This window comes from Hymenobacter tenuis (genome assembly GCF_054780495.1).
On the sequence record NZ_BAAGWF010000001.1, the window covers coordinates 1,207,362 to 1,231,602 of the forward strand.

Below are 24,241 nucleotides of genomic sequence, written 5' to 3' on the forward strand. Positions count from 1 at the left end.
GAAAGAGTAGCAACCGGTAAGCCAGCCCTGCTAAACAAGCCTGCTAGGCCAATGGTTAAGCTCAACCGCGGCAACTTCGGCCCGGCAAGGGGCGTAGCAGCAGAACGATAGCGCTTACTATATACTTTGTTCTGTAGCAGCGCGCCGAAATTTAGCTTTATCCTGTACTTTCGTTCCATCTGTGGGGCGGCTACCTGCCGCCTTGCCTCCCTTAGCTGCTGCCCGTGTCTGTTCCTACTCCTGAGTCGGCTGCCCTTGAAACTGAAGTTCTGCTTGTGCAACGTTTGCGCGACCGGGACGAGGGCGCTATGACCATCTTCTACGACAAGTACTCCGCAGCCCTTTACGGCGTGATACTGCGCATTGTAAAGAAAGAAGAAATTGCCGAGGACGTGTTGCAGGAAGCCATGGTTAAAATCTGGCACTCCTTTCCCTCCTACGACGCCAGCAAAGGCCGTTTGTTTACCTGGGTGATGAACGTGTGTCGAAATTTAGCCATCGACAAAATCCGCTCGCGAGAGTACCGCGTAGGTAGTCGTACGCAGCCCATCGAAGAAAGTGCAGCGCTGCGCCAGGCCGCCGAACCTTCGTTCCGGCCTGAGCACATTGGTTTGCAGGAAATGACGCGCCAGCTGAATCCGGAGCAGCGGCAAATCGTGGACCTGCTTTATTTCGGCGGATTTACGCAAAGTGAAGTGGCAGAAGAACTCAGTCTTCCGCTGGGCACCGTGAAAACCCGGGCCCGGGCGGCTATCAAAGTACTCTCTAAACTGATTCGGTAATCGTGAACATACAGGAGTATATCGAATCTGGTATCCTTGAGGAGTACGCCCTGGGCGTGCTTAGCGAGGCCGAGCGCGCTGACGTAGAGCGCGTCGTGCGGGAACACCCGGAAGTTTCTCAGGAACTCAGCAACATTACCCTTACTCTTGACGCCTACGCTGAAGCGCATGCCGTAACGCCGCCGGCTGGTATGCGGGAGCGGGTGCTACAAGGCTGGCAGCAGGCCATTCAGGCAGCGCCGGTGCCCGTAGCGGCAACGCCCCGCATGGTTGCCTCGGCTCCCGAGCCTAGTGCCCCAGTAGCGCCGGCTCCCGGTGAGGCTGTAGTACGCCAGATGCCTGTGGAAGACGCCGGCCGCTCTCGTACCCGCTGGATGATTGCTGCCTCGGTAGCCTTGCTGGTGCTGAGCGCCCTAGGCAACTACTTGCTCTATAACCGCCTGAAACAAACCGAAGCCAGCCTCGAAGTTGCCCAAACGCAACAGTCGCGCTACGCGGCTACCCAGCAGGCGGCCCTCAACGAACGTGACCAGCAACTAGCAGTACTGCGCAGCGCAGCTTTCCGGGCGGTAGAGCTGAAAGGCACACCCAAAGCCCCCGAGGCCTTGGCCCGCGTGTACTACAACGCCAAGACGAAAGCCGTGTACGTGGATGTCCGCAACTTGCCTGCGCTGCCCTCCGGCAAGCAGTATCAGCTGTGGGCTCTTGATAATGGCAAGCCCGTAGATGCCGGGGTGCTGGCCTCTACTACCGCCGCCGGCGACAGTATTCAGCAGATGAAAGACATTGCCAGCGCTCAGGCCTTTGCCATGACGGTAGAGGATGAAGGTGGGGTAGCATCGCCCACGCTGAGCACCATGACGGTTATCGGCAACATATAGCCTAGTGGCTGATTAGCACTACAGCGAGGAGCAGGTTGCCTAGGCGGCCTGCTCCTTGTTTGGCATAAGGAGTGCGGTTTTGGTGTATCTTCCGGCCTACTTTACCCTCATTCCCGTGCACGGAACCATCTTCACGCTCTTAAAACGCTATGTTCAGACGCAGTATGACCATAGCACTTGGCTGCGGCTACTAGAGGCTTCCGGGCTGTCGGCTACCGACTTCGACCACAAGGAGGTGTACCCCGATGAGCACATGTACCGGCTGGTAGGAGAGGCCGCCGTCATGACGGGCCTTTCAGCCGACGAGCTCCACGAGAAGTTTGGCGAATACCTAGTGCCAGACCTGATGTACATGTACCAGAAGCTGGTGAAGCCGGAATGGACCACTCTGGATATGCTGGAACACACAGAAGGAACTATGCACAAGCAGGTGCGCAGTGAGCACGTGCAGAATGCGCCGCCCGTACTGAACGTAACCCGAGTTTCGCCCGATGAACTGTTTATCGACTACGTGTCGGCGCGGCGTATGGGCGCGCTGGCCGTGGGCATTGTGCGCGGCATAGCGGCGCACTACGATGAAGCCGATGCAATACTGGTAGAACCCACCACCAGCGAAAATGGCGAAAAAGTCCGGATTCGGGTGCGGCGCATAAAACCATAGTGCGGAGTTTGCGCTTTGCAGTGGGGTAGTAGCTTACGCTGCACCGGGCCTGAAAATCCAGTTGCTGCAGTCCTTCCGTTTATCTTCTAAAGCACACGTTTTATGAGCACGTATTATAACCCGGCCGACTTGGCCAAATTTGGCAACATCACGGAGTGGCAGCCTGAAATGGGCAACAAGTTCTTTGCCTACTACGCCGAAGTATTCAAGGACGGCGCCCTCACGGAGCGCGAAAAATCCCTGATTGCCCTGGCCGTGGCGCATGCTGTGCAGTGCCCCTACTGCATTGATGCCTACACCACCGACTCCTTGCAAAAGGGTGCCGATGAAGCCCAAATGATGGAAGCCGTGCACGTAGCCGCGGCCATTAAGGGCGGCGCGGCGCTGGTACACGGCGTGCAGATGATGAACAAAGCCAAAGAGCTGAGTATGTAATAACAACCGGCGAAGAAGCCCGCGCTGGCAAGAATACCGAACCGGCTCCCTCGCCAAGTAGTTAGTAATTCATGACCAAGTCTCTTCAGGCCCGGCACGCCCCGCTCTCCGATACGGCCTACCAGCTCACCGTGCTCACCCAGGCCGATGTGGAAGGTGCGTATCTGCCTTCCTTTGCCAGCAAGCTGCGCGAAAGCGGCCTGCTGCCGTTGCGCGCTACGGGCCTGAGCGTGATGCAGCTGAACGTGGGCAAAATGTGCAACCAAACCTGCCGCCACTGCCATGTAGATGCCGGGCCCGACCGCACTGAAATCATGACCCGCGACACCATGCAGCTGTGCCTGGATGCGTTGGCCCAAACAGAGATTGAGGTAGTAGACCTGACGGGTGGCGCGCCCGAAATGAACCCCGATTTCCGGTGGCTGGTGGAGCAGATATCGGCGTTGGGGCGCGAAACCATTGTGCGCTGCAACCTCACCATCATTGTGGCCAACCCCAAGTACCACGATTTGCCGGAGTTTTTTGCACGGCACCGGGTGCGGGTGGTTTCATCGTTGCCACACTTCTCGGCCGGCCGCACCGATGCCCAGCGCGGTGACGGGGTGTTTGAGCGTTCCATTCGGGCCCTGAAAATGCTGAACGCCGTGGGCTATGGCGTAGAAGGGTCGGGCCTGAGTCTGGACCTAGTGTATAACCCGTCGGGGGCGTTTATGCCCGGCAGCCAAGCAGGTCTGGAGCGCGAGTTTAAGCAGCGGCTGGGGCGGGAGCATGGCATCGTGTTCAACAATCTGCTCACGATTACCAACCTGCCGGTCAGCCGGTTTCTGGAATATCTGCTGGAAAGCGGCAACTACGAAAGCTACATGGCCAAGCTAGTAGATGCCTACAACCCCGTAGCGGCCGCCAACGTCATGTGCCGCACTACCCTCAGCATTGGGTGGGATGGGCAGCTCTATGACTGTGACTTCAACCAGCAGCTAGACCTAGTAGTGGAAGCCAGCGCCCCGCAGCACATCCGCGACTTTGCCTATGCGCCTCTTGCTGAGCGTGCCATTGTCATCAATCAGCACTGCTACGGCTGCACGGCCGGCGCCGGCTCCAGTTGCGGCGGCGCTACCACCTAGTAGCAATGCCCTATTGTGCTTACCCATCTTCGGTGGCTACCTATATGAAGCGAAGCACCAGCCTGCTGCTGGGGTTGCTGCTGACTACGGCCCTTACGGCCTGTGGTCAACAGAAAACCGACGCACCCCAAACTCCTGCCATGTCGGCGTACGACCAGATGCTACGCGTGCTTTACAAGCAAACAGTGCCGGTGGTGCAGCCCGCCGCCCTAGCCCATGATTTGCAACAAAGCCCCCAACAAGTGCTGCTACTAGATACGCGCAGCCGCGCCGAGTTTGGCGTAAGCCACCTGCGCGGCGCCCGCTTCATCGACTACGACCATTTTCGGGACACCGACCTGCGCCAGATTTCGCGCACCCAACCAATTGTGGTGTATTGCACCGTAGGAGCGCGCAGCGAGCAGGTGGGAACTTGGTTGCAGGAGCAGGGCTTTCGGAATGTGCGCAATTTGTACGGGGGTATTTTTCAGTGGGTGAACGACGGGCTAGGGGTTGTGAATGCGCAAGGCCCTACCACCAAGGTGCACCCGTATTCTGTGCTGTGGCGCCCTTGGCTGAAGCAGGGCGTCGCGAGCTACGAGTAAGACGTATCCGGTTTACTAGGTACTTCTCGTCATTAAACCTGTTCATCTTCAGCTCCTGTTACCGCTTCCTTGCTACAACGTGCTCACCTTATCTTGTTTGCCCGGTACCCGGAGCTGGGGCGCGTAAAAACCCGGTTGGCCGCCGATATTGGCGCGGAAGCAGCTTTGGCCGTGTATAAGGGGCTAGTAGCGCACACGCGGGCCCAGGTAGCTCCGCTGGATGTGCACAAAACTGTATGGCTGGCTGAGGCCGGCCCTTTGGCTGACTGCACCGAGCCCTGGCCTGACTACGAGCAGCAACCTCAGCCGCCCGGCGACCTGGGAGCCAAAATGCAGGCCGCTTTCACCCACGACTTCGCCCGCCAGGCTACGGCAGTAGTTATCATCGGTACTGATTGTCCGGGCCTGACCACGGCTCATGTAGCGGAAGCATTTGCGGCCTTGCAAACCCACGATGTGGTGCTGGGCCCGGCCCTGGATGGCGGCTATTACCTGCTCGGAATGAAGCACCTGTGGCCGGAGCTGTTTCAGCAAAAGGCCTGGAGCACCGATACGGTACTCGCCGATACCTTGGCCGATGCCGCCCGCCTGGGGCTGCGGCCCTACCTGCTGCCCGAACTACAGGATATCGACACCGGTGCCGACCTGCTCGCCTGGCAGCAGCAAACTAAGCAGAACATTTAGGGCCGGTTTGCGCGTATTGTAGCCCACTCACTCGTACGCCGATCCTCTGCTTCATGCGCCACGCCTTCCTCGTATCTGTTACTTTCCTGACTGCCTCCGGGCTGCTTTCCTGCCGCTCGGAGCCGGAGCAGAAAGCGGTAGTACAGCCCGCGTCGGCACCTTTAGCAAGCCCGCTAACGCAGCGGGGTGGGCCGTTTCAGCAGCAGTGGGCGATGGATAAGCTCTGGGAAGATGGCAAAGCCGAGGTAGCCACCTATGCCGCTGAGCGTATGATATATGGTGAGGCCCGCCAGTTTGAGTACACCCTGATTACGGTAAAGGAAGAGTTTAATCAGGAATTCAACGTCAAGACGGATGATTACACGCGCAAAGACAAATTCCCGGTAATCAAGGTCAACCAGTTTTGCAGCATTCCTACCGATAAGTACCCGTATCACTTCCTGACCTCGTTGTTCTTTCGGCGCGACCAGCCCATTCAGCTGCACAAGCTGACCAGCTCCTCGCAGGAGTGGTGCGGCAACACGTTCAAGGCCGTATCTGACAACGGGTTGCAGTATCAGCAGAGCTATTCTTCGTACTGGGATGGGCAGGGCACCGGCCAGCGCCAGCTGCGCCGCGATGCCTTGTTTGAGGATGCCTTGCCGTACACCTTGCGTACCCTTCGCTTTGCGCAGAAGCCTACATTCACTACCCACATCTACGAGCTGCAGCAAACCAACCAGGCCGCCGTGCCCCGGCTCTACAAGGCCCAAATTCGCACCGAAGATGCCCAGACGGCTGATACGCCGCAGCCCGCTTGGCGTGTGGTAGTAGTGCTTGATGAGAAAAAGCAGAACACGTACTGGTTTGCCAAAGAGTACCCCAACCTGCTGCTGCGGCAGGCCACCTGGGATGGGCGCTCATTGCTCCTGAAGCAGGTAAGCCGGTACGCCTACTGGCCCCAAACTCCACCCGCCATCGCTCCTCCGGACACAGCTACGGTACCTGATCGGGCCTCCTGAGGCTAAACCGGCCTTGGCGCCAATCGAGGGCTAGTACGCCCAGCACTACTGCATACTCCAGCCCCACCAACCACAGGTTCTCGGTGTAGGTGCTGGTTTGATACGCAGCATACGACAGCCCCACCACTCCCGACCATACCAGCGCGTAGCGCAGCCGGGTAAATACGCTCAGCATCACCAGCGGCGCGATGTACCACGGATGTACAGTTGTGGCCAGCAGAAAATACAGCGTGAGCAGCAACAGTAAGGCCCGCGGCAACGTGGCCCAGCTGGGGCGCCGCTCCAGGAACGCTATGGCCAGTCCGCCTGCTGCCGTGGCCAGGCCTAGTGCCGGCCCTAGGCTTGCTATTGTGTTGTACCCTTTCAGCCACTGCCCCACGGCCCGGAGCAAGTAGTAAACACTGGCGTTGAACTCAAACGAGCGGAAGTACAGGCCCAAGCTGTTGCCGAGGTTGCGGCCCAGCTCCGCGGAAAGCAAGGGCGCAAATAATACCACCAGCCCAGCTCCCAAGGCTACTACAAACAACGCCAGCCCGCGCCTGCTCAGGCGGCGCAGCAGTAACGGAAGTAGCAATAACGGGAGCAGCTTGGTGGCAACCGCCAGCGCCAGTGCGCCGCCCGCTACCGCCCGTTGCCCCCGCGCCAGCAGCCAAAACACCAGCAGCAGAAAGCAGATGACCAGTGCCTCGAAGTGCACATTACCAGTCAGCTCTAGTATCACCAGCGGATTAAGCAGGTACCACAACGCCTGTTGCTGAGGCAATCCGAACCGCTTTAGCAGAGCTAGTAACAAGGCTGTAGTGGCAATTTCAGCCAGCAGAATTACTAGCCGTAACACCGCTACAAAGCCCTGCTCAGAAGTTGGGAAAAGCGTGGCTGCCACGCCAAAAACCGCTTGGCACACCGGCGGATATACGGAATAGTAATGTGGCGAATTCAGGCGCGGATACCAGTTGCGCAACTGCTCCAGAACGGCAGGTGGCACGGCCCCTGTACTAGGTGTCGTCTGGGGTTCAACTGCTTTATCAATTAATTCATCGGGCCGAAACTGGAAGGGATTCAGGCCATGCGCCACGAGAGTGCCATCCCAGCGGAAGCGGTGATAATCGTCGGAGAGATGGGGCAGGGCCGGGAGCCAGAGCAGGCGAAGGAGCAAGGCCAGTACTAGGCCTTGGCGGAGCGGCAACTCGCTTTTTACTAGCCCGATATACGTGGCAAAGGCCACGGCCACTAACCCTAGCAGCAAGCCAAAACTGGTGCGCGGAGTGGCATACGCCAGCAAGCTGTAAGCGCCCGCACTCAACACAATCAGTAGGCTGCGACTAGCAAAGCTCACGGGCGAGGCAATAGAAGGAAGTGGAAAATCAGAAAGAAACCCTGCCGAGAGGCATCAGGCCGCGTGGCGCCAGGAGTAGTAAAATACCAGACCGTAACCCGTGGCCAGCAGCAGATGCGTAGGCAAAAGTCCGTACTCCTGTAGGTAAATGCCCGCCCCGATGCCCCCCACAAAGTACAAAAACAGCAGCCCCTCTAGCAGCGTGAGGCCACTGCGCAGCCGGCTGGTGCGGTACCGGGTTTGCCAAGCACTTTGCCCCTGAAGCAGGCCTAGCTTCGGGGTGCGGATAAAGGCTGTGCGCTGACCCAGAAACCCCAGCACCACGGCCCGTGCGTTGTGTAGCCCCAGGCCCATGGAGAAAGCCAAAAACAACAGCAGGTGCGCCACAAACCCCGGCCCCGAGCGAAGTTGCCGGTCGATGGCGGCGCGCTGCCAGGCGGTGCGGAAGTAAAACACCAGCGGCACCAACGTAACCAGAAACAAGGAGGCCATATAGAACGCCGGCCGCAGCTCCGGCACCCGGGCCCGCACCACCACCAGCGGCACGCTCAGCACCGATAGTAGCAGAATGGCCACGAATACTGAGCTGTTCAGCAAATGGAACGTGGCCTGCAAACGGGTGCGCCACGGGAAAGCAGAGCGCCACACTGCGCCCAGGTGCTTGCGGGCGGTTTCAGCGCCGCCCTTGGTCCAGCGGAACTGCTGCGACTTAAGGGCATCCATGGCGGCCGGCAGCTCGGCGGGGGCCGCTAGGTGCGGTAGGTAGCGGAAGTGCCAGCCCCGCAGCTGGGCACGGTAGCTCAGATCCAGGTCTTCGGTGAGGGTATCGGCGTGCCAGTTGCCGGCATCCTCAATGCAGGCGCGGCGCCAGATGCCGCCCGTGCCGTTAAAGTTCAGAAAATGTCCGCCGGTTTCGCGGCCCACCTGCTCCACGTAGAAATGCGCATTTAGCCCAAACGCCTGCAGCCGAGTGAGCAGGGAGTCCTCTTCGTTCAAGTGGCCCCACCGCGTCTGGACCACGCCGGTGCGCGTGTGTTCCGCGTCATCCAGAAAGAAGTGCGGCACTGCCTGGCTCAGAAAATCGGGCGGGGGCACAAAGTCCGCATCGAAAATGGCAATTAGCTCCCCATCGGTTAAGGCCAGGCCATGGGCTAGGGCACCGGCCTTAAAGCCCGTCCGGTTGGGGCGCCGCACGTGGTCGATGCACAGGCCCTGGGCCCGGTAGTGCGCCACACGGGCCGCGGCCAGCGCCACGGTTTCGTCAGTAGAGTCATCGAGCACCTGAATATGCAGCCGGCCGGGTGGGTATCTCAGGGCCGCGCAGGCGTCAATGAGGCGTTCCACCACGTACAGCTCATTGTAAATAGGGAGCTGAACCGTCAGGCGGGGCCAGGTGGCCGGTGGGCCCGGGGTGGGGCGGGGAGGAGCTGCATACGCTTGGCGGGCCAGTCGCGTAAGCTGCCACTGTACCACGCTAAATCCCAGCAGCAACAGCAGGCACAGGCCATAGAGCACTACCAGCAACAGGGACAACACAAGCATTACGCGAAGAGAAGTAGAACTAAAGAAGCGGGTTACAGCCTGGGCAAGGGCTAGTGAAGCAGAAAGGCACAGGCTATAAATACCGGAAAATCGTCCAGAGGATTTTGTAGCCGGCCCCCAGCGTCCCCTTCACCGTCCCCGACACCTTGCTAACCCCAATGCGGCGGCGGTAGCGTACGGGCACCTCCGTGCAGCGTAACCCCAGCTTCGCGGCTTTCAGCTGCATTTCTACCGTCCAGCCGTATGTGGTATCCTGCATGCCAATACGCTGCAACGCCTCCCGCCGGATTGCCCGAAACGGCCCCAAGTCCGTGAACCTAGCCCGGTACAGCAGGTGCAGCAGGCTAGTGGCCAGCCAGTTTCCGAAGATTTGCTGGGGCAGCATCGAGCCAGATTCCCGCTCACCCAGGGCCCGCGAGCCGATAACCAAGTCGGCTTCCTGGCGCAGCAGCGGTGCTACCAGTTGCGTCATGTCGGCGGGGTAGTCGGAATAGTCGCCATCCAGAAACACCACAATATCAGGCTGCTCCGGAGCCGGCCGGTTAAAGCAGCGGGCCATGCCGGCCAGGCAGGCGTGGCCGTAGCCGGGCCGCGGCTCGTGCACTACCGTAGCGCCGGCCGCCGCCGCCACGGGGCCCGTCTGGTCTGAGGAGTTGTTATCCACCACAATCACCTCCCGCACGAGCCCGGCCGGAATTTCAGCCAGCACCCGGGCAATGGATTTCTCCTCATTATATGCCGGAATGATGACGTCGATGACGGGAGGAAGCGGCGCAGAAGAGACGGTCATGAAATTACAGCTTGAGCCCGCAAAGATGCGCAACTGTGCTGCTTTCCTCTTCACGACGCGCCCACAAACCTACTGGGCTCGTCAAATGAACTGCGTCGTAATGAAACAAGGCAACATTTTCTAGAGTTAGTATTATTGAACCTTGCGCATACGGCGCACTCTGAACCTCGCTATTGAGTGTTCGGGCTTACCATTTGTACGTTTGTGGCTGTTGCAGAGCCCTTGCTCTTGTAAGGCTACCAACTGGTACCCCACGAGTTTACTGCCTTGCCATTACCTGTTGTTATGAACACATTGCCTGATTCCCTTATTCCGCCCGACGACCAGGAGCGGCTCCAAAGCCTGCACTACTACCAGATAACCAACACTACCCCCGAGCGCATTTTCAACGAGTACGTGGAGCTGGCTGCGCAGGTGTTTAACCTGCCAATTTCTTTGATTTCACTGATTGATGAGCACAAGGTCTTTTTCAAGGCCAACCTGGGTTTGCCTGGCCTGGAGCAGTTGCCCCGCACTGATAGCCTGTGCTCGGCGGCCATTCTGCAGAATCAGGTGCTGTCCTATAAGGATCTGAACGAGAATAGCTGCCGCCTGATCAACCCCGATACAGCTCAGGAAGCGGGGTTGCGCTTTTATGCCGGCGCTCCACTGCACATGCCCGATGGCAGCAACATTGGCACCATGTGCATCATTGGCCGGGAGCCACGTGAAATTACCCCCGGAGAGGAAAAGCTGCTGATGGCCCTAGCGGAGTTGGTTAGCCTCACCATCTCGCTGCGCCAATACTTTCTCTCCAGCAACCGGGAATCAGACTGGCTCGTGACGCAGGCCGAGATTCAGGAACTGCTGCACGACCAGGCCGCCATGGTCCGCTACCTCACTGCCCGCCTCGGAACCCTCACTTACAATGCGGCGGAGTTGGAAGCGGCTCAGAACCGGCTGACCCCGTTGCGCAACCTGCTCACGAAGCGGCTAGCGGAATTTGCCAGCGTCCTGACCGAATAATCTGATTATCCCTCGTATTTCCGATTCATGTCCGGTTTGTTTCAGAGCGTATTGGAGCGCGCCCGCCAGGAAAAAAAGCTGCTGAGCCTGCGCACCAGTCATACTGAACCTGGCCGCTTTGCCATAGGCTACGTGTTGAGCTTCTCGGAGGAGGTAGTGATGCTGCGCGTCATCAACCGCGACGGGATGCCCACGGCCATCCAATCGTTCAATATGATGGATGTGTTTCAGCTGACCTTTAACGACCAGTACACCCGGCACGTAGAGTTCAAGGCCGATAACCTGGATAAAGTGTACGGCGGCATGAAGTCGCCGGCATTCCTCGACGAGCCCGACCTAACGATGCAGCTGATGCTGGAGCGGGCCCTCCAGGCCGGGCAGCTGGTGAATGTGTACACTCACCTGGGCCTGAATTACTACGGCTACGTGCGCCAGTTGAGCCCGGAACAAGTCTTGATGGAGTGCTTCAGCGAATACGGCACTCCTGATGGGCTAACCGTATTTCGCCTCGAAGACATCCGCAATTTTATCTGGAGCAACGAGGATACCCGCGTGCTGGAACTACGCCTGAAACAGAGCGGCGCAGCCCAAGGCTAGCCCCTCCGCAGCTTCAAACCCCTGGGTACTGAGCGCAGGCCTACCAACTCTTTCCCTATGTCCAAATTCTTGTTCGGCCTAGTAATCACCCTGGTGCTACTGGCTTCCACTGCACAGGCTCAAACCGCAGTGCCCGCTTCCTTGAACGCTACTCTCGAGGGCTACGAGTACCCGTATCCGGTAAAGTATTTGTCGCTTTCTCTGGAAAGCCAGCCGGTGCGCATGGCGTATATGGAGGTAGCGGCCGGCCGCAACGCCAACGGCCGCACCGTGGTGTTACTGCACGGCAAAAACTTCTTCGGGGCTTACTGGCGCGAAACCATCAAGGCCCTGGCGGCAGCCGGATTTCGGGTTGTAGTACCCGACCAGATTGGCTTTGGCAAGTCAGATAAGCCAGTAATTCAGTATTCGTTTCACCAGCTGGCCCACAACACCAAACGCCTGCTAGATACGCTGGGCGTAAAAAAGGCCGTGATTGTAGGCCACAGCATGGGCGGCATGCTGGCCACGCGGTTCGCCTTGCTGTACCCAGAAATCACAGAAAAGCTGGTGCTCGAAAACCCCATTGGGCTGGAAGATTACCGCCTGGGTGTGCCCTTCCAAACGGTTGCCCAAACCGAAGCCGCCGAGCTGAAAAGCTCTGAAGAAAGCATCCGGAAGTACCACGCCACATACTACCCCCACGGCTACCCCAAAGCCCACGACGAGTGGCTGCTGCCCCTGGCCGCCCAAACCCGCCACCCCGACTTTCCGAAGGTTGCCCGCGCCAACGCCCTCACGTTTCATATGATTTACCAGCAGCCAGTGAGCTACGAGTTTAGCCGAGTGGCAGTACCCACGCTGCTCATCATCGGGCAGGACGACCGCACCGTGGTGGGCAAAGGACTGATTAAGGACCCTGCGGTGCTCGCTAAAATGGGCCAGTACCCGGAGCTGGGCCGCCGCACCGCCGCGCAAATAAAAGGTGCTAAACTGGTTCCACTAGCCGGTGTAGGCCACATTCCGCACCTGGAGGCACCCGCCAAGTTTCAGGCGGCGCTGCTGGCGTTCCTGAAGTAAGAGCTACTTCCGATTGGGGTATGCTACTTCACTCACGCACCGAAAGCCAATAGTAGGCGCTGGGCCGCTGTAAGTGCCGCGCGCTTTAATGGTACAGGCTTCCAGCGAATCAAGGTAGCTGCCGCCTTTTGTGACTCCGGGCTCTTGCACCATTTCCGCAGCGTTGCCAAGTTGATGAAAGAGGCCAAACAGAGAGGCCGCATAGGAATAAACATAAACGGGAGTGGGCGCTGCAAGGAAGTAAGGAGCGGTTAAGTCTCGGTGCTGAATAGTAGGAAGTAGCGGTTTTCTACGATTAAATACCTGAATATCCTTTTTAATCTGCTGCACCGACTCAGGGCTCCGAGACCGGGTTTTTAAGTATAAGGCCGCGTTAGGATTCACCTGAACATTCTGTTCCAAGCATGTAGTGCCAAAGGGCTGTCCCGAAACCGCACCGGCTGCATATTCCCATTCGGCCTCAGTAGGAAGCCGGTAAGTCACGCGCACATAATCGGTGGCCAAGGTATCTGGTAATGTATTGGCGCGGTTGGGCTGGCCTTGCCAATAGGCAGTAGTAACTTGGTTGCTTCGCCACTTGCAGTATGCCTGCACCTGCTCGTAGCTGATGCCAACCACCGGGTAAAAATGATAGAAGGGATTAAGGAAGTAGTCCGGTACTGGTAAGGCCGATTTGCTGGGCCACATTTGTGCTGCTAGCGCTGCTTTTCCCTCAAATTCTAACCGACGAATGAACTGTTGCCAGGCTAGGTTGCTTACTTCTGCCTCATCTGGCCGAAACGCCACGCCTGCCAGCAGTACATTGCCTGGGGCGAGCAACGTATTACTAGGCAAGGCTTTAGCGCTAGCCTGTAAACGGGCTAGGGTATCCTTGGTAGTAAACCGACATGCAGCCATTTTAACTACCTGAAAGTCAGGTAGACCTTTGTAGGCGCGCTGGAGAGGGCCTTCTATATCAATGGGGCCCGGTGGAAGGGGTTGCAACTCTTCATCGGGCCAAGCGGTAAGTCCTTGGCCAATAATAGCTAAGCCCGTGTCGGGGCTATAGCGGCCTGGCATGTTACTGGAGGGCGACACTGCTACGCAGCTCACTACTAACCCAGTGATCAGCAATGAGAAGGTATAGGAAAGCAAAATTCGCATAAGCGAAAACTACGGGTTTAACTTAAAATCCGTAGGCTTTCGGCCGAAATAAGCTGCGAGCCTTGGTAGCGGCCGTCCTGCGGGCCGTTTTCGAGGTTGAGTACGCCCCGGGGGCAGACGGTGCTGCACACGCCGCAGCCCACGCACGCCGCCCGAATGATGGGCTCGCCGCGCTGCGCATATTGCTTTACATCAATACCCATTTCGCAGGCGTTAGAGCAGTTACCACAGGAAATGCACTGGCCGCCATTGGTAGTAATCCGGAAGCGAGAAAAGTGCTTTTGCAGCAGGCCTAGGTAGGCTGCCATGGGGCACCCAAAGCGGCACCACACCCGGTTACCTAGCAGGGGGTAGAAGCCCACGCCAATCACTCCCGAAAAAACGGAGCCAATAGCAAAGCCATAAAAGCGCGAAAGGGGCTCGGTAATGGGTTGCAGAAACGGCGCCGCACCCGAAGCTCCCAGCCACAGCAGCGCCGTGAGCAGCACAATAAACACCAAAATGGGGTAGATAAGCCGAACTTCCCAGCGCCAAGCGTTGCGGCTTTTATCGGAAAGATGCCGGTAAGGGTCGCCGGCAGTTTCGGCCAGGCCGCCGCAGCCGCACACCCACGAGCAGTACCAGCGCTTGCCGTAGAAGTAAGTGAGTATCGGCGTGGCCACAAACGACATGACCGCGCCCCAGAACACCATGAACACGCCCAGCCCAGGTCCGCCATCTTTCAGCAAATAGCTGACGGTGCCCGGAAACAGATAATCGTATTTCAGGGGCCAGAAGTAGCTGAAGTAGTATTCGGGTTTTTGCAGGGCTAGTAGTAAGCCGGGCAGCAGAAAGGCAAACCCCAGCTGGAAAAACATCACCGATACCGTTCGGATGCGGTGGTAAGGGGAGTGGCGGTATTTCCAGAGGGCGCGGCCGCCCATTACTAGCACAGCCAGCGTGTAGAAGGTGCCGTAGAGAAACCACTGGTCGGAGGGGCGGTGGCGCAGGGCGTGGCTGGCGGGGTCGAGGGCGTGTACTAGCTGGTTGAGTGGGCCGAAGTTGCCCTGGCCATCGTCGGAGCTAAACCAGTACAGCACCACATAAAACCCCGTGAGTACTACCGCCGTCAGCCAGGCCAGCGCGCCACGGCCGGTGCTGGAGCGTAGCCACAGGTTATCCTGGCGCACTCCGGCGGGCTGTCGGCCAAACTTGAACGCGGCCCAGCCCAGGGTTCCGGCACTGAGCAACCCTAGGGCCGCGTAAAAGCACAACCGGGCCCGCACGGCATCGGCATCAAACGCCACAGGTAGCAACAGCAGCAACCCCAGGCCCACCAGGGTCAGGAGCAGCTTTTCAGCGGCTGATACCGGAGTAAGCGGCGCCGCTTCCGATGGAGCAAGAGTACGAGTCAGCATACAGTAGCGAGAGCAGGAAAGGGCAGAGAGGTAAGCCAAGCAGAACGAATTCCGGCAATAGCCTACGGCGGTTGGGCAGGTTGAGAAGCCTAGTGATGGTGGTGCTGGTGCGGATCCTGGGGCTTGCCAAACAGGTTCAGCAACGAGCCGAAAATGTAGAGGCCCAGCCAGCACAGGTACAGCCAGTTGTAGCCCTCGGGCTGAGGCTGTTTCAGCAGACTGATAATTAGTTGCGCGGCCCCACTCATGACAGCGCCCACTAGGGCTATGTACTGAAAGCTGTTGAGGGCGCTGGGCCGATAAAGTTTAGAAAAATCCATGCGGAGCAAGAAATAGAAAAGCCTAGGCCGAAAGATACACCAAACCCAACGGGCGGTCAGGAGTTCAGGGCGCGGAAAGAAAACAACCCTTTGCGGCGACGCAACACTACCTGGTGCTGCGGAAACTGCTGGTTGAAGGCTACCACAATAGCCGCTTCGTAGGTTCGGAAAAACTCGGGGTCGAAGTTGGCGGCGCCCAGCTGAGCCAGCACGGTGGTTACGGGTGTTTGGGCGCGCAACCACTGGTCCCATACGTCGTGGCGCTGACGCAGGCCCAAGGCATTCATGCCCGTTACGGCCAGGCTAGCATCGGCCTTAAAATTCAGGCGCAATAGGTGCTGGCCGTTGGGGTGTTGCCAGCAGAATGTGTGTTCACCCGTAGGCAGTTGCGGCGGCACGCGGCCATAGGTCTGGAATTCGAGGTCGAAAAACTTAGCCGAGTTGTACCAGGGGCCGCGCTGGTAGGGGGTAGGCTGCCCGCAGATGGTGTGTGCCACCGTTTCGCCTTGGTGGCGGCCGGTGTACCAGAGCTGCTCCACGGCTGCTTCGCCTGCCGGCAGAAAGCGGTGCTGGGCACAGTCGCCGGCGGCGAACACATCCGGCTGGTTGGTTTGCAGCAACTCATCTACCAGAATGCCCCGGTCGGTTTCCACGCCGCCCGTGCGCGCTAGGGTCACATTCGGCTCAACCCCCACGGAAAGCCCCACCCACTGACACGCCATTTCCTGGCCCGCAGTGGTACGTATGGCCCGCACGCGGCCGGCCGCATCCGGCAGTATTTCAGCTAGCTCAGTAGTATAGTGCACCTGGATATGATGCGCCCGCAACTGCCGATGCACGAGCGCGGCTTCCTCGGGCGGCAGCACCGAGCCCCAGTAATGCGTGTCGCGCACCAGTAGCGTAACTTCTATGCCTTTGGCGCTCAGCATCTCGGCCAGCTCCACACCAATCAGGCCACCACCTACTACCACCGCCTGCCGCACGCCATGGGTTTCGCGCGTCATCCGTTCCAGATCAGGCAGCGTTACTAGGCCCTGCACCCCGGCCAAGTCCTGCCCTGGCCAAGCGGCACGCCGACCCACGGAGCCCGTAGCCAGCAGCAGCTTGTCGTACAGGATACTAGCCCCCGTACTGAGCTGAACCGTCTTTTGCTCCGGCACAAAGCTAGTGGCCGTGGCGTGCACCAGCTCCAGGCGGTTTTCTTGCCAGAACCAGTCTTCGTAGGGCTTGATATCCTGGAGGCGCATGTGGCCTAGGTACACGTACATCAGGGCGGGCCGGGAGATATGGTGCGGGCTTTCCTCCGATACCAGCGTAATGCGGGCTTCGGGGTGCAGACGCCGGGCCGTGAGGGCGCACGTAACGCCCGTGATGCCGTTGCCGATGATGACCAGATGCATGAAAGCAGAATTATAAAAAGCGGGTAGCTCGCCAAAGCTACGCCGTAAGTCCGGAAGTGGTTCTGGCTGGCTCAGAACTCCAACCTCGGGTAGCAGCAGCCGTACAGGTATAGTATCCACCACTTAAACTGACCCTTGCATGATAACGCCGCAAAACGAAGTCGATAACGATAATGAAAACCAGAACCTGGCGGAAAATACCGCGAACGTAACTCCTTATAACGAAGAGCAGGAAAAGGAGAAAGAGTTTAAAAAGATGATGAGCAACGGCAAGGAAGCCAACGACCCGACGGCGTTTCGCCACACTGGGGCCCGCGGCTACACCCAGCGCTCCGACCAGAAAGATCAGCTCGAGAACCTGCACATTAATGGAGCCGAAGGCGTGCCGCAGGGCGGCAACGAGCACCACGAAGCAGGCGAGCAGGCCAGCGGCCCCGGCTTTGAAACCGAAGGAAGCTATGAACTGGATTACAAGCTCCGGACCCGTGACCAGGAGTTCGGCGAATCGGCCCCTAGCGGGCCGGCTACCCCAGTGCAGGAGTAAGCCCCGACCAGCCAGTAGTATACCCCAGCTTACCGCAAACGCCCGTCAGGTTCCAGTAATGGGAACCTGACGGGCGTTTGGTTGCAGAATGTACCTGAAAAAGTGCATTAGAATGCCTAATTGGCAAGAAAACAAATTCCAGAAAGAAGAAATTGAAATTAGGTTAGTGGCAGATTTTGCTTTTATCTTTAAGGGCCGATGCTGTTTTTGTGGCCTTTTGAACTCCGGTTGAAGGTGCTTTGGCAGGTTTCGGTGGTGCAATTCCCACTCTGCTCTTTTTTTAATCAAACCCGGTATGGATGCCAACACTACTACCCCTATTGAAGACCAAGATCAAGCAGCTCAGGAGCTAATCAGCGAGGAAGAAGAGCTTTCCTCCGGCAACAGCCGCCTGGCCCTTATTGTCGGCGCTATTTTGGCGTTGGTTATCCTGGGCTACGTGCTGCTGCCCGCCCAAACTACTCGCCGTATTGCTAACGCTATGCCCATTATGGAGCTGGGCGAAGCTACCGTAACGGGCACCCGCATTAAAGAGGAAGCGCCGAAAGAAGCGGCCGCTGACCAGGAGGAAGACGAGGACAAAACCACCCAAGACGACAAAGAGAAGCTCTCGGCAGCTGCCAAGGCCGCAGCGGCTAAGGCGGCAGCGGCTAAGAGCCCAACCGGTGGGCCCGCTGCTCCTGCCAATGAGCAGCAGGAAGCCGTGGCTGCGCCCGTGGCCGTAGAGGCAGTACCCGAGGCTCCGGCCGCCGTGGAAGCCGCGCCCGCCAACGTAACCGTTTCGGGCCGCATCCTAGACGAAAACGGCCGTCCGCTGGCCGGCGCTACGGTTATGCTGAAAGGCTCGCGCAAAGCAACCGGCACCGATGCCAACGGCAACTACAGCCTCGAGCTACCCGCCGGCGACAACACGCTGGTGTATGGCTACGGCGGCTACGAAGACCAGGAACTGCGCACCCGCAACGTGCATACGCAAAACGTAACGCTGGTTCCGCGCGAAGGCGCCAAGCGTCGTCGTCGCTAGGGCTGGTTAAGTCGCCAGGTTTGGTTAAGCCGTAAACCCAAAAAAGCCCCGCTGAAATAGTTTCAGCGGGGCTTTTTTGGGTTTGTGCTGTTTTATGCCCTAGTCGGGAGCATTATCAGCGAAACGCTTGCGAAACAGGAAGTACACCGGTAAGCCCAGGGCCACGAGCAGCAGCCCGCCCCGCGAGTACTTGGCGGTATCGGGCGCTACCAGCAGAATAACGCAGAACGTTAGGGCCAGCACTACATAAATGCCTGGCAGCACGGGGTAGCCCCAGGCCCGGTACGGGCGAGGCGCCTCGGGGCGCGTGCGGCGCAGCACAAAAATGCCGATGATGGTGATGACGTAAAACAGGATTACCGAGAACATAACGTAGTTCAGCAACTCTCCATATGAGCCCGAAAGGCACAGCAGGCTAGCCCAGAGGCACTGCGCCCACAGCGCCCGGCTGGGTACACCAGCGGCATTTAGGCGCGCAAGTCCCCGGAAAAACAACCCGTCCTTCGCCATAGCATAATAAGCGCGGGCACCGGAAAGAATGATGCCGTTATTCGCCCCAAAGGTGCTCAGCATAATCAGCACGGCCAGCACAATGGCGCCAGCGGGCCCGAGCACATGCTCGGCCACGGCGGTTGCTACCCGGTCATCGGTGGCATACATGATGCCCCGGCCCGCTAGGGTAGTAGCATCGGGTGAGCCAGCGAGCGGCAGCACCAGCAGGTACACGATGTTGGAGAGGATGTACAGGGCCGTTACGATGGCCGTGCCTAGGGCCATACTGCGCACCAAGGTCCGCTCGGGGTTTACAATTTCTTCTCCGGCAAAGCCAATGTTGTTCCAGGAGTCAGAGGAAAACAAGGAGCCCGTCATGGCCATCCCAATGGCTACTACCAGCCCCGACATGCTCAGGGGCATCGGAGAAAAGGACATGCCAGGTGCCGGGTGGCGCACCGCCGTCCACATATCCTGGAAGTTGGCCTGCACCGCCTCGGCATTCAGGCCCAGGGTAAGGCCGCCCAGAATAAGCAAGGCCAGCGCCACCAGCTTCGTGGAGCCCAGCACGTTCTGAATCAGCTTACCGGCCCGCACGCCCCTGGCGTTGATGGCCGTGATGCCGATGATGAGGATAATGGCTAGCAGCTGCACGCTGCTGAACTCAAAGGTGTAGCTGCCGATGCCGGGCAAGGAGATAGGCTCTGCCTTGAAGAGCACGTTCTTCACGCTGAACCACGGCATGAGTACACCGGTAAACTTGGCAAACGCTACGGCTACGGCAGCAATAACCCCCGTCTGGATGACCAGAAACAACGACCAGCCATAGAGGAAGGCCACGAGTTTGTTATAGGCCTCGCGCAGATACACGTACTGGCCGCCTACTTTCGGGAACATGGAAGCTAGCTCGCCGTAACTGATGGCCCCCGCCATGGTAATTACGCCGGTCAGCAGCCACACCACCAGCAGCCAGCCACTGGAGCCAACCTGCCGCGCAATGTCGGCGGAAACGATAAAAATGCCGGAGCCAATCATGCTCCCCGTCACAATCATGACGGCATCAAACAGCGTAATGGCCCGCTGAAATTGGCCTTGTTTCTCAGACATACAGGAAGAGTAGGAAGTGTTTCAGGCCGGAAGATAGAAAACTGGCTTCCAAACCTGGGCTTTACCGTACAGCTACTTCGTCTACTCCCGCCCGAATCCCTATTTTTGCCCGCCCACCTTTGGTTTCTGCATGTCGCAACGAGTACTGGTATTTTTAACGGGTCTGTTGCTGCTAACTGCCCTGGGCTCGTATGTGTACTACCGCCGCACCGTGGCGCGCGTGCCCGTTGACCCCTGGTCGTTGGTTCCGGATAATGCCGTGCTGGTGGCCGTCACGCGCGACCATACCACGCTGGTGCGGCATCTGAAGGAAACCCAGCTCTGGGACAACCTCACGGCCGTGCGCTACTTCCAGCAAGTTGAGGACAACCTCGTCATGGCCGATAGCCTCACGGGCGGGCGCAACGTGGTGCTGCGTTTCCTAGGCCGAAAGCGGGTCTTAACCTCCCTGCACGTGATGGGGCCGGGTCGGTTTGATGTACTGTTTCAGGTGCCTATTGGCAGTGTGCGCGAATACCGGCAAGTGCGCAGCCTGCTGGAAGGGCTGGGCCGAAGCGGCAGCTTTCAGGTAACCACCCGCGAGTTTCTGGACCAGGTACTTACCGAGGTACGGCCCCGGGAAGGCGGTGAAGGCGTTACCATCCTCAACTACCGCAATCATTTGCTGCTGAGCGCCAGCCCCACGTTGGTCGAGGCCGTAGTTAGGCGCCTGCAAACTCCCGACGCGCCCACCGTGGCCGCTGAGTTTCAGAACACCGACTACTTTAAGCTGCGCGATGTAGATGCCACGTTGCTGCTGAACCAGCGCCGGCTACCTCACCTGCTAGGGGTGTTTTTCCGGCAAGAGCTAGGTTCCGAAATGACCGCCATTGCCAGCTTGGCCCGCAACGAAATGACGGAAATGCGGCTGGCTGGCAACAAAGTAGCCTTCACGGGCTTCGCTAACCCCGAAACCACCCGCGACGGCCTGCACCAACGCCTGGTTGGGCAGCCCGCCCAACGCCTGCACATGGCCGAGGTGTTGCCCCTGCGTACCGCCCTAGTGGTGCACCTGGGCCTTGGCAAAGCAGCCGTACTGCGCGGCCCCCGGCCCACACCCACCCCTGCCGACTCGCTAGCGCCGGCTGTGCAGCCACTGCTCGATAGCCTCACGGCACAGCTCAGCCAGGAGGTAGCATTATGCTATCTGGCTACGTCCTCGGCGCGGGTGCGCCCCGGCAAGCTGGCCATTGCCTACACCGCTACCCCGGCCAGACTGAGCATTCTGTTGGGGCAGCTGCGGCGCCTAGTAGGAGAGAGCCCATCGTTTGTGCGGGTGGGGCCTTACCAGATATACAAAGCCGGTGTGCAAGAGCTGCCGCAGCAACTGCTGGGGCCTATGTTTAAAGGGTTTGCCCAGCCCGTGGTAGCGCAGGTAGGAAACTACGTGGCCTTTGGCGATGACGAAGCTGCGCTGCGTCAGTGGCTGACCGATGTCGCCGCCGGCGAAGTCTGGACCCGCTCCCCAACGCAGGTAGCCTTTCTGCAGGAAACCCAGCCGCTGGCCCGCCTGAGCGTGCTCATGGACACCCGCAACTGCTGGAACCTGCTGTTGCGTGGCTTACAGGAAGAGCGCCGGGCCGGGCTGCTGCGCAATGAATCCTTGTTTAAGCGCTTTCCTCAGATCTCTTTGCAGTGGGTACCCGCCGCCAACGAGCAGGAGCCCGATGCGCAGTACTTCACGCAGTTTGTGCTGCGGCATCCGGCGGTAGGGCCCGCCGTAGCCCGCCCCCAGAATCCGAACGGTACGGGCAGCGTGCTGGATTTCAAACTGCCTCTCAACAGCTCGCCGGAGCTGGTAACGGTAGCGGGCGCTAAGCTGCCCGGCGTACTGGTGCAGGATACGGCCCAGGTGCTGCACTACGTAACCCCCGACAACGTAGTAGCCTGGTCTGATACGCTACCCGGGCCGGTGGTAAGCTCTCCGTACCGCATGCCGGGCGCAACAGGCTTTCTGCTGGCTACCCCCAACCAACTATTTCAATACAACAACAGCGGGCAGGTGCAGCCAAATTTCCCACTGAACCTGCCAGATACGGTGCGGGCTACGTCCTTGAGCGTATCGCCGGCCAGCGGCAAAAGTCCGCAGCGGCTGTTGGTGGCGGGCGCTAGCGGCAACCTGTTTCTTTACGATACGCGGGGGCGGGCATACCCCGGCTGGCAGCCCAAGCAAATGGAGTTCCGGCTGGCCTCGCCGCCCCAGTACCTTACCATCGATGGCCGCGACGTGGTAGTGGTGTTGCTTGAAAACGGCTACATCTACGCCCTCGACCAAAGCGGCAGTACCTACCCCGGCTTCCCGATTAGTGTGGGGGCGCGGCTAGCAGGTGGGGTGCTGGTAGAGGCCGGTTCTACCTTGCGCCGCACGCGCCTCACGGTGGTCAGTCAGCACGGCGAGCGGGTGAGCTTTACCCTGAGCGGCGATATTGTAGCCCGCAGCCGGGTAGCCACCTGGAGCCGTACTTCGGTATTTCGGCTTATTCCGGATCAGCAGCAGCGCAGCTACGTAGTGGTGCGCGAAGAAGGCGGGCGACTAGCCCTGTTTAGCGCCTCAGGTCGGCAAGTGCTCAGCCAGACGTTCGTGACCTCAGCGCCGCGGTCGGTGCAGTTTTTCAGCTTTGGCGCCGTGCGGGAGGTATATGCTCTCACCGAAATTGGGCCGGGCAAGGCGTACCTCTACGATGCCCGCGCACGACTTATTGGGGGCCAGCCCTTCGATAGTACCGTGCCCCAGGTTGGGCTCACCCACGACCCTAGTACGAATGTGTATCACCTTTTCCGGGTTGTGGCCAACGAGCTGCGCCGCACCGATGTACGCTTGGAGCAGTAGCTGAAAAGCCCGAGGCGGTTCGCGGAGTTTACTACCCTAGTAAAACCTGCAAACCGCCTCGGGCTTTTGTCTTTTTAACGCCTGGAGAGCCAGCCTTTTCGGTAAAAGTACGTGAGCTGCACTATCACAATAAGTGTCAGGACGCCCAGCAGAACCGGATAACCCCATGGACTATACAGCTCCGGCATGTTGAGGGGGTTGATGCGTCCGTCGGGGGTTTCACGCTGGAAGTTCATGCCATAGAGGCCTACCACAAAGCTGAGCGGAATAAAAATGCTGCTGATAATGGTCAAGACTTTCATGACCTCGTTGGCGCGGTTGCTCTGGTCCGACATGTAGAGGTCGACGAGGCTGCTCACGGTTTCCCGGTAGCTTTCGGCCAGATCGAGGGCCTGAATGGCGTGGTCGTAGCAGTCCTGAAAAAACACCTTGATTTCCTCGGGCACTTCCTCCTCCGACATCCGAAGCAGCTCGGCAATCTTTTCCCGCTCCGGATACACGAGCCGCCGAAAACGGACAATATCCTTCTTGATGCGCAGAATCTGGCTGAGCACGCGTCGGTCGGGGCGGCCATGAAAGATGCTTTCCTCCAGCGTTTCCAAGTAGTCGCCGATGGCGGCCATGGTGGGGTAATAGTGGTCGAGTACCACGTCGGTGAGGGCGTAGGCCAGGTACAGCGGCACTCGCCGCCGAATGGAGCTGCGGCCTGAGCGCAACCGGGCCCGCACCGATTCCAGACAGTCTTCGTAGTCGTCCTGAAAGGTGAGCACGTAGTTGTCGCCGGTGAAAATAGACAGCTGGTCGTCGTCAATATCGAGGCGAGGGGTAAACTCGGTCATGCGCGACACCAGAAACAGGCCGTGCGTGGTTTCCTCCACCTTGGCCCGCTGGTAATCACCCAGCACGTCTTCCATCTGCAGCGGATGAATTTCAAAGTCATCCTGAATGCGCTGCATCATGGCCAAGTCGTCGTAGCCGCGGATGTCAATCCAGTGTTTCAGCTCCGGGTGTTGGCGGAAAAAGGCTAGCAGCTCATCGTAGCTGGCATATTGGCGCTCTTCAAAAAACGTCTCGCTATAGGAAATTAGAACCAAACGAGGCGGAAGCGAGTCCTCCCGGATAACCAAGGTACCGGGGCGCTGACCTACCTGCTGTTCCCGGGCCTGGCGCGTGGCGTCATGGTCAGCAACGCCGCGCCCATGCAGCGGCCCTTCCTCGTCATCGTCAGGAGGGAAGGGTACGAAGGGCGCCTGGGGCGGAGCAGAAGAGGTGGAAGGGGGAGTCATGGGTAGAAAGCGGTAACCAAACAGATGAGGCAGTTTACGGGATTCAGCTTAAAAAGCGTTGTGCCGGGCCTGGTAAATTACGAGGGTAGCCTGTAGTGCCTGGGGTGGGTGCCCTTCCGGCACCTGCCTGCCTAGGGCGTTCGGGGCCGTAAACCTAGCCGGCCACGCTGGAAATCGT

General features: G+C 58.9%; 23 protein-coding genes. 14 read left to right on the forward strand and 9 right to left on the reverse strand.

Annotation, left to right across the window (positions count from 1 at the left end):
* The first annotated feature begins 224 nt into the window (after positions 1-224).
* From ACYVGU_RS05180 to ACYVGU_RS05215, 8 genes are all read left to right on the forward strand, one after another.
* A complete protein-coding gene (locus ACYVGU_RS05180; protein ID WP_460621186.1) occupies positions 225-782 on the forward strand; it encodes an RNA polymerase sigma factor in 558 nt (185 codons plus the stop codon).
* Between the two features lie 2 nt (positions 783-784).
* Positions 785-1,663 carry an anti-sigma factor gene (locus ACYVGU_RS05185; RefSeq protein WP_460621187.1) on the forward strand — a complete coding sequence of 293 codons (879 nt, stop codon included), beginning with the start codon at positions 785-787 and terminating at the stop codon, positions 1,661-1,663.
* 115 nt (positions 1,664-1,778) lie between these two features.
* Complete coding sequence (locus tag ACYVGU_RS05190; RefSeq protein WP_460612120.1) at positions 1,779-2,324, forward strand: heme NO-binding domain-containing protein; 546 nt, start codon at positions 1,779-1,781, stop codon at positions 2,322-2,324.
* Positions 2,325-2,426: 102 nt separating this feature from the next.
* On the forward strand, positions 2,427-2,759 hold the full coding sequence (locus ACYVGU_RS05195) for a carboxymuconolactone decarboxylase family protein (protein WP_460612119.1): 333 nt from the start codon (positions 2,427-2,429) through the stop codon (positions 2,757-2,759).
* Between the two features lie 71 nt (positions 2,760-2,830).
* Positions 2,831-3,883 (forward strand): radical SAM/Cys-rich domain protein, encoded by a 1,053-nt coding sequence (gene arsS / locus ACYVGU_RS05200; protein ID WP_460621188.1) that lies wholly within the window; start codon positions 2,831-2,833, stop codon positions 3,881-3,883.
* Positions 3,884-3,927: 44 nt separating this feature from the next.
* Entirely contained in the window at positions 3,928-4,467 is a 540-nt protein-coding gene (locus tag ACYVGU_RS05205) for a rhodanese-like domain-containing protein (RefSeq protein ID WP_460621189.1), read from the forward strand.
* 69 nt (positions 4,468-4,536) lie between these two features.
* Positions 4,537-5,151: a TIGR04282 family arsenosugar biosynthesis glycosyltransferase gene (locus ACYVGU_RS05210; RefSeq protein ID WP_460612116.1), complete on the forward strand. Its 615-nt coding sequence runs from the start codon at positions 4,537-4,539 to the stop codon at positions 5,149-5,151.
* 53 nt (positions 5,152-5,204) lie between these two features.
* Positions 5,205-6,152: a hypothetical protein gene (locus ACYVGU_RS05215; protein WP_460621190.1), complete on the forward strand. Its 948-nt coding sequence runs from the start codon at positions 5,205-5,207 to the stop codon at positions 6,150-6,152.
* Here ACYVGU_RS05215 and ACYVGU_RS05220 read toward each other — a convergent pair.
* From ACYVGU_RS05220 to ACYVGU_RS05230, 3 genes are all read right to left on the reverse strand, one after another.
* Entirely contained in the window at positions 6,127-7,488 is a 1,362-nt protein-coding gene (locus ACYVGU_RS05220; protein WP_460621191.1) for a glycosyltransferase 87 family protein, read from the reverse strand. The two genes, ACYVGU_RS05215 and ACYVGU_RS05220, sit on opposite strands and share 26 nt — an antisense overlap.
* A gap of 54 nt (positions 7,489-7,542) precedes the next feature.
* A complete protein-coding gene (locus ACYVGU_RS05225) occupies positions 7,543-9,030 on the reverse strand; it encodes a glycosyltransferase family protein (RefSeq protein WP_460621192.1) in 1,488 nt (495 codons plus the stop codon).
* 73 nt (positions 9,031-9,103) lie between these two features.
* Positions 9,104-9,820, reverse strand: coding sequence for a glycosyltransferase family 2 protein (locus tag ACYVGU_RS05230; protein WP_460621193.1), 717 nt, complete (start codon positions 9,818-9,820; stop codon positions 9,104-9,106).
* A 285-nt stretch (positions 9,821-10,105) separates the two neighbouring features.
* On the opposite strand from ACYVGU_RS05230, the gene ACYVGU_RS05235 reads away from it, so the two are divergent.
* Genes ACYVGU_RS05235 through ACYVGU_RS05245 form a run of 3 tightly spaced genes read left to right on the forward strand, consistent with a single transcriptional unit; the run spans position 10,106 to position 12,481 of the window.
* A complete protein-coding gene (locus ACYVGU_RS05235; protein WP_460621194.1) occupies positions 10,106-10,825 on the forward strand; it encodes a GAF domain-containing protein in 720 nt (239 codons plus the stop codon).
* Between the two features lie 27 nt (positions 10,826-10,852).
* Entirely contained in the window at positions 10,853-11,422 is a 570-nt protein-coding gene (locus ACYVGU_RS05240) for a hypothetical protein (RefSeq protein WP_460621195.1), read from the forward strand.
* 57 nt (positions 11,423-11,479) lie between these two features.
* Positions 11,480-12,481, forward strand: coding sequence for an alpha/beta fold hydrolase (locus ACYVGU_RS05245; RefSeq protein ID WP_460621196.1), 1,002 nt, complete (start codon positions 11,480-11,482; stop codon positions 12,479-12,481).
* Between the two features lie 3 nt (positions 12,482-12,484).
* On the opposite strand, the gene ACYVGU_RS05250 is transcribed toward ACYVGU_RS05245, so the two are convergent.
* The 4 genes from ACYVGU_RS05250 to ACYVGU_RS05265 form a co-directional block, all read right to left on the reverse strand.
* The gene (locus ACYVGU_RS05250) at positions 12,485-13,624 is read right to left on the reverse strand and encodes a formylglycine-generating enzyme family protein (RefSeq protein ID WP_460621197.1); all 1,140 of its coding nucleotides are present in this window, start codon (positions 13,622-13,624) and stop codon (positions 12,485-12,487) included.
* A 17-nt stretch (positions 13,625-13,641) separates the two neighbouring features.
* Positions 13,642-15,021 carry a 4Fe-4S binding protein gene (locus ACYVGU_RS05255; protein ID WP_460612106.1) on the reverse strand — a complete coding sequence of 460 codons (1,380 nt, stop codon included), beginning with the start codon at positions 15,019-15,021 and terminating at the stop codon, positions 13,642-13,644.
* Positions 15,022-15,110: 89 nt separating this feature from the next.
* The gene (locus ACYVGU_RS05260; protein WP_460612105.1) at positions 15,111-15,341 is read right to left on the reverse strand and encodes a hypothetical protein; all 231 of its coding nucleotides are present in this window, start codon (positions 15,339-15,341) and stop codon (positions 15,111-15,113) included.
* A gap of 56 nt (positions 15,342-15,397) precedes the next feature.
* On the reverse strand, positions 15,398-16,741 hold the full coding sequence (locus ACYVGU_RS05265; RefSeq protein ID WP_460612104.1) for an NAD(P)/FAD-dependent oxidoreductase: 1,344 nt from the start codon (positions 16,739-16,741) through the stop codon (positions 15,398-15,400).
* A 139-nt stretch (positions 16,742-16,880) separates the two neighbouring features.
* Here ACYVGU_RS05265 and ACYVGU_RS05270 point away from each other — a divergent pair, with 139 nt between their 5' ends.
* On the forward strand, positions 16,881-17,285 hold the full coding sequence (locus tag ACYVGU_RS05270; protein WP_460621198.1) for a hypothetical protein: 405 nt from the start codon (positions 16,881-16,883) through the stop codon (positions 17,283-17,285).
* A gap of 295 nt (positions 17,286-17,580) precedes the next feature.
* Complete coding sequence (locus ACYVGU_RS05275) at positions 17,581-18,309, forward strand: carboxypeptidase-like regulatory domain-containing protein (protein WP_460621199.1); 729 nt, start codon at positions 17,581-17,583, stop codon at positions 18,307-18,309.
* 99 nt (positions 18,310-18,408) lie between these two features.
* Here ACYVGU_RS05275 and ACYVGU_RS05280 read toward each other — a convergent pair whose 3' ends face one another.
* On the reverse strand, positions 18,409-19,908 hold the full coding sequence (locus tag ACYVGU_RS05280) for an APC family permease (protein WP_460621200.1): 1,500 nt from the start codon (positions 19,906-19,908) through the stop codon (positions 18,409-18,411).
* A gap of 130 nt (positions 19,909-20,038) precedes the next feature.
* On the opposite strand from ACYVGU_RS05280, the gene ACYVGU_RS05285 reads away from it, so the two are divergent.
* Positions 20,039-22,777: a hypothetical protein gene (locus tag ACYVGU_RS05285; RefSeq protein ID WP_460621201.1), complete on the forward strand. Its 2,739-nt coding sequence runs from the start codon at positions 20,039-20,041 to the stop codon at positions 22,775-22,777.
* A gap of 74 nt (positions 22,778-22,851) precedes the next feature.
* Here the strand turns inward: ACYVGU_RS05285 and corA are convergent, their stop codons facing one another.
* Entirely contained in the window at positions 22,852-24,063 is a 1,212-nt protein-coding gene (corA, locus tag ACYVGU_RS05290; RefSeq protein ID WP_460612099.1) for a magnesium and cobalt transport protein CorA, read from the reverse strand.
* Between the last annotated feature and the right edge of the window lie 178 nt (positions 24,064-24,241).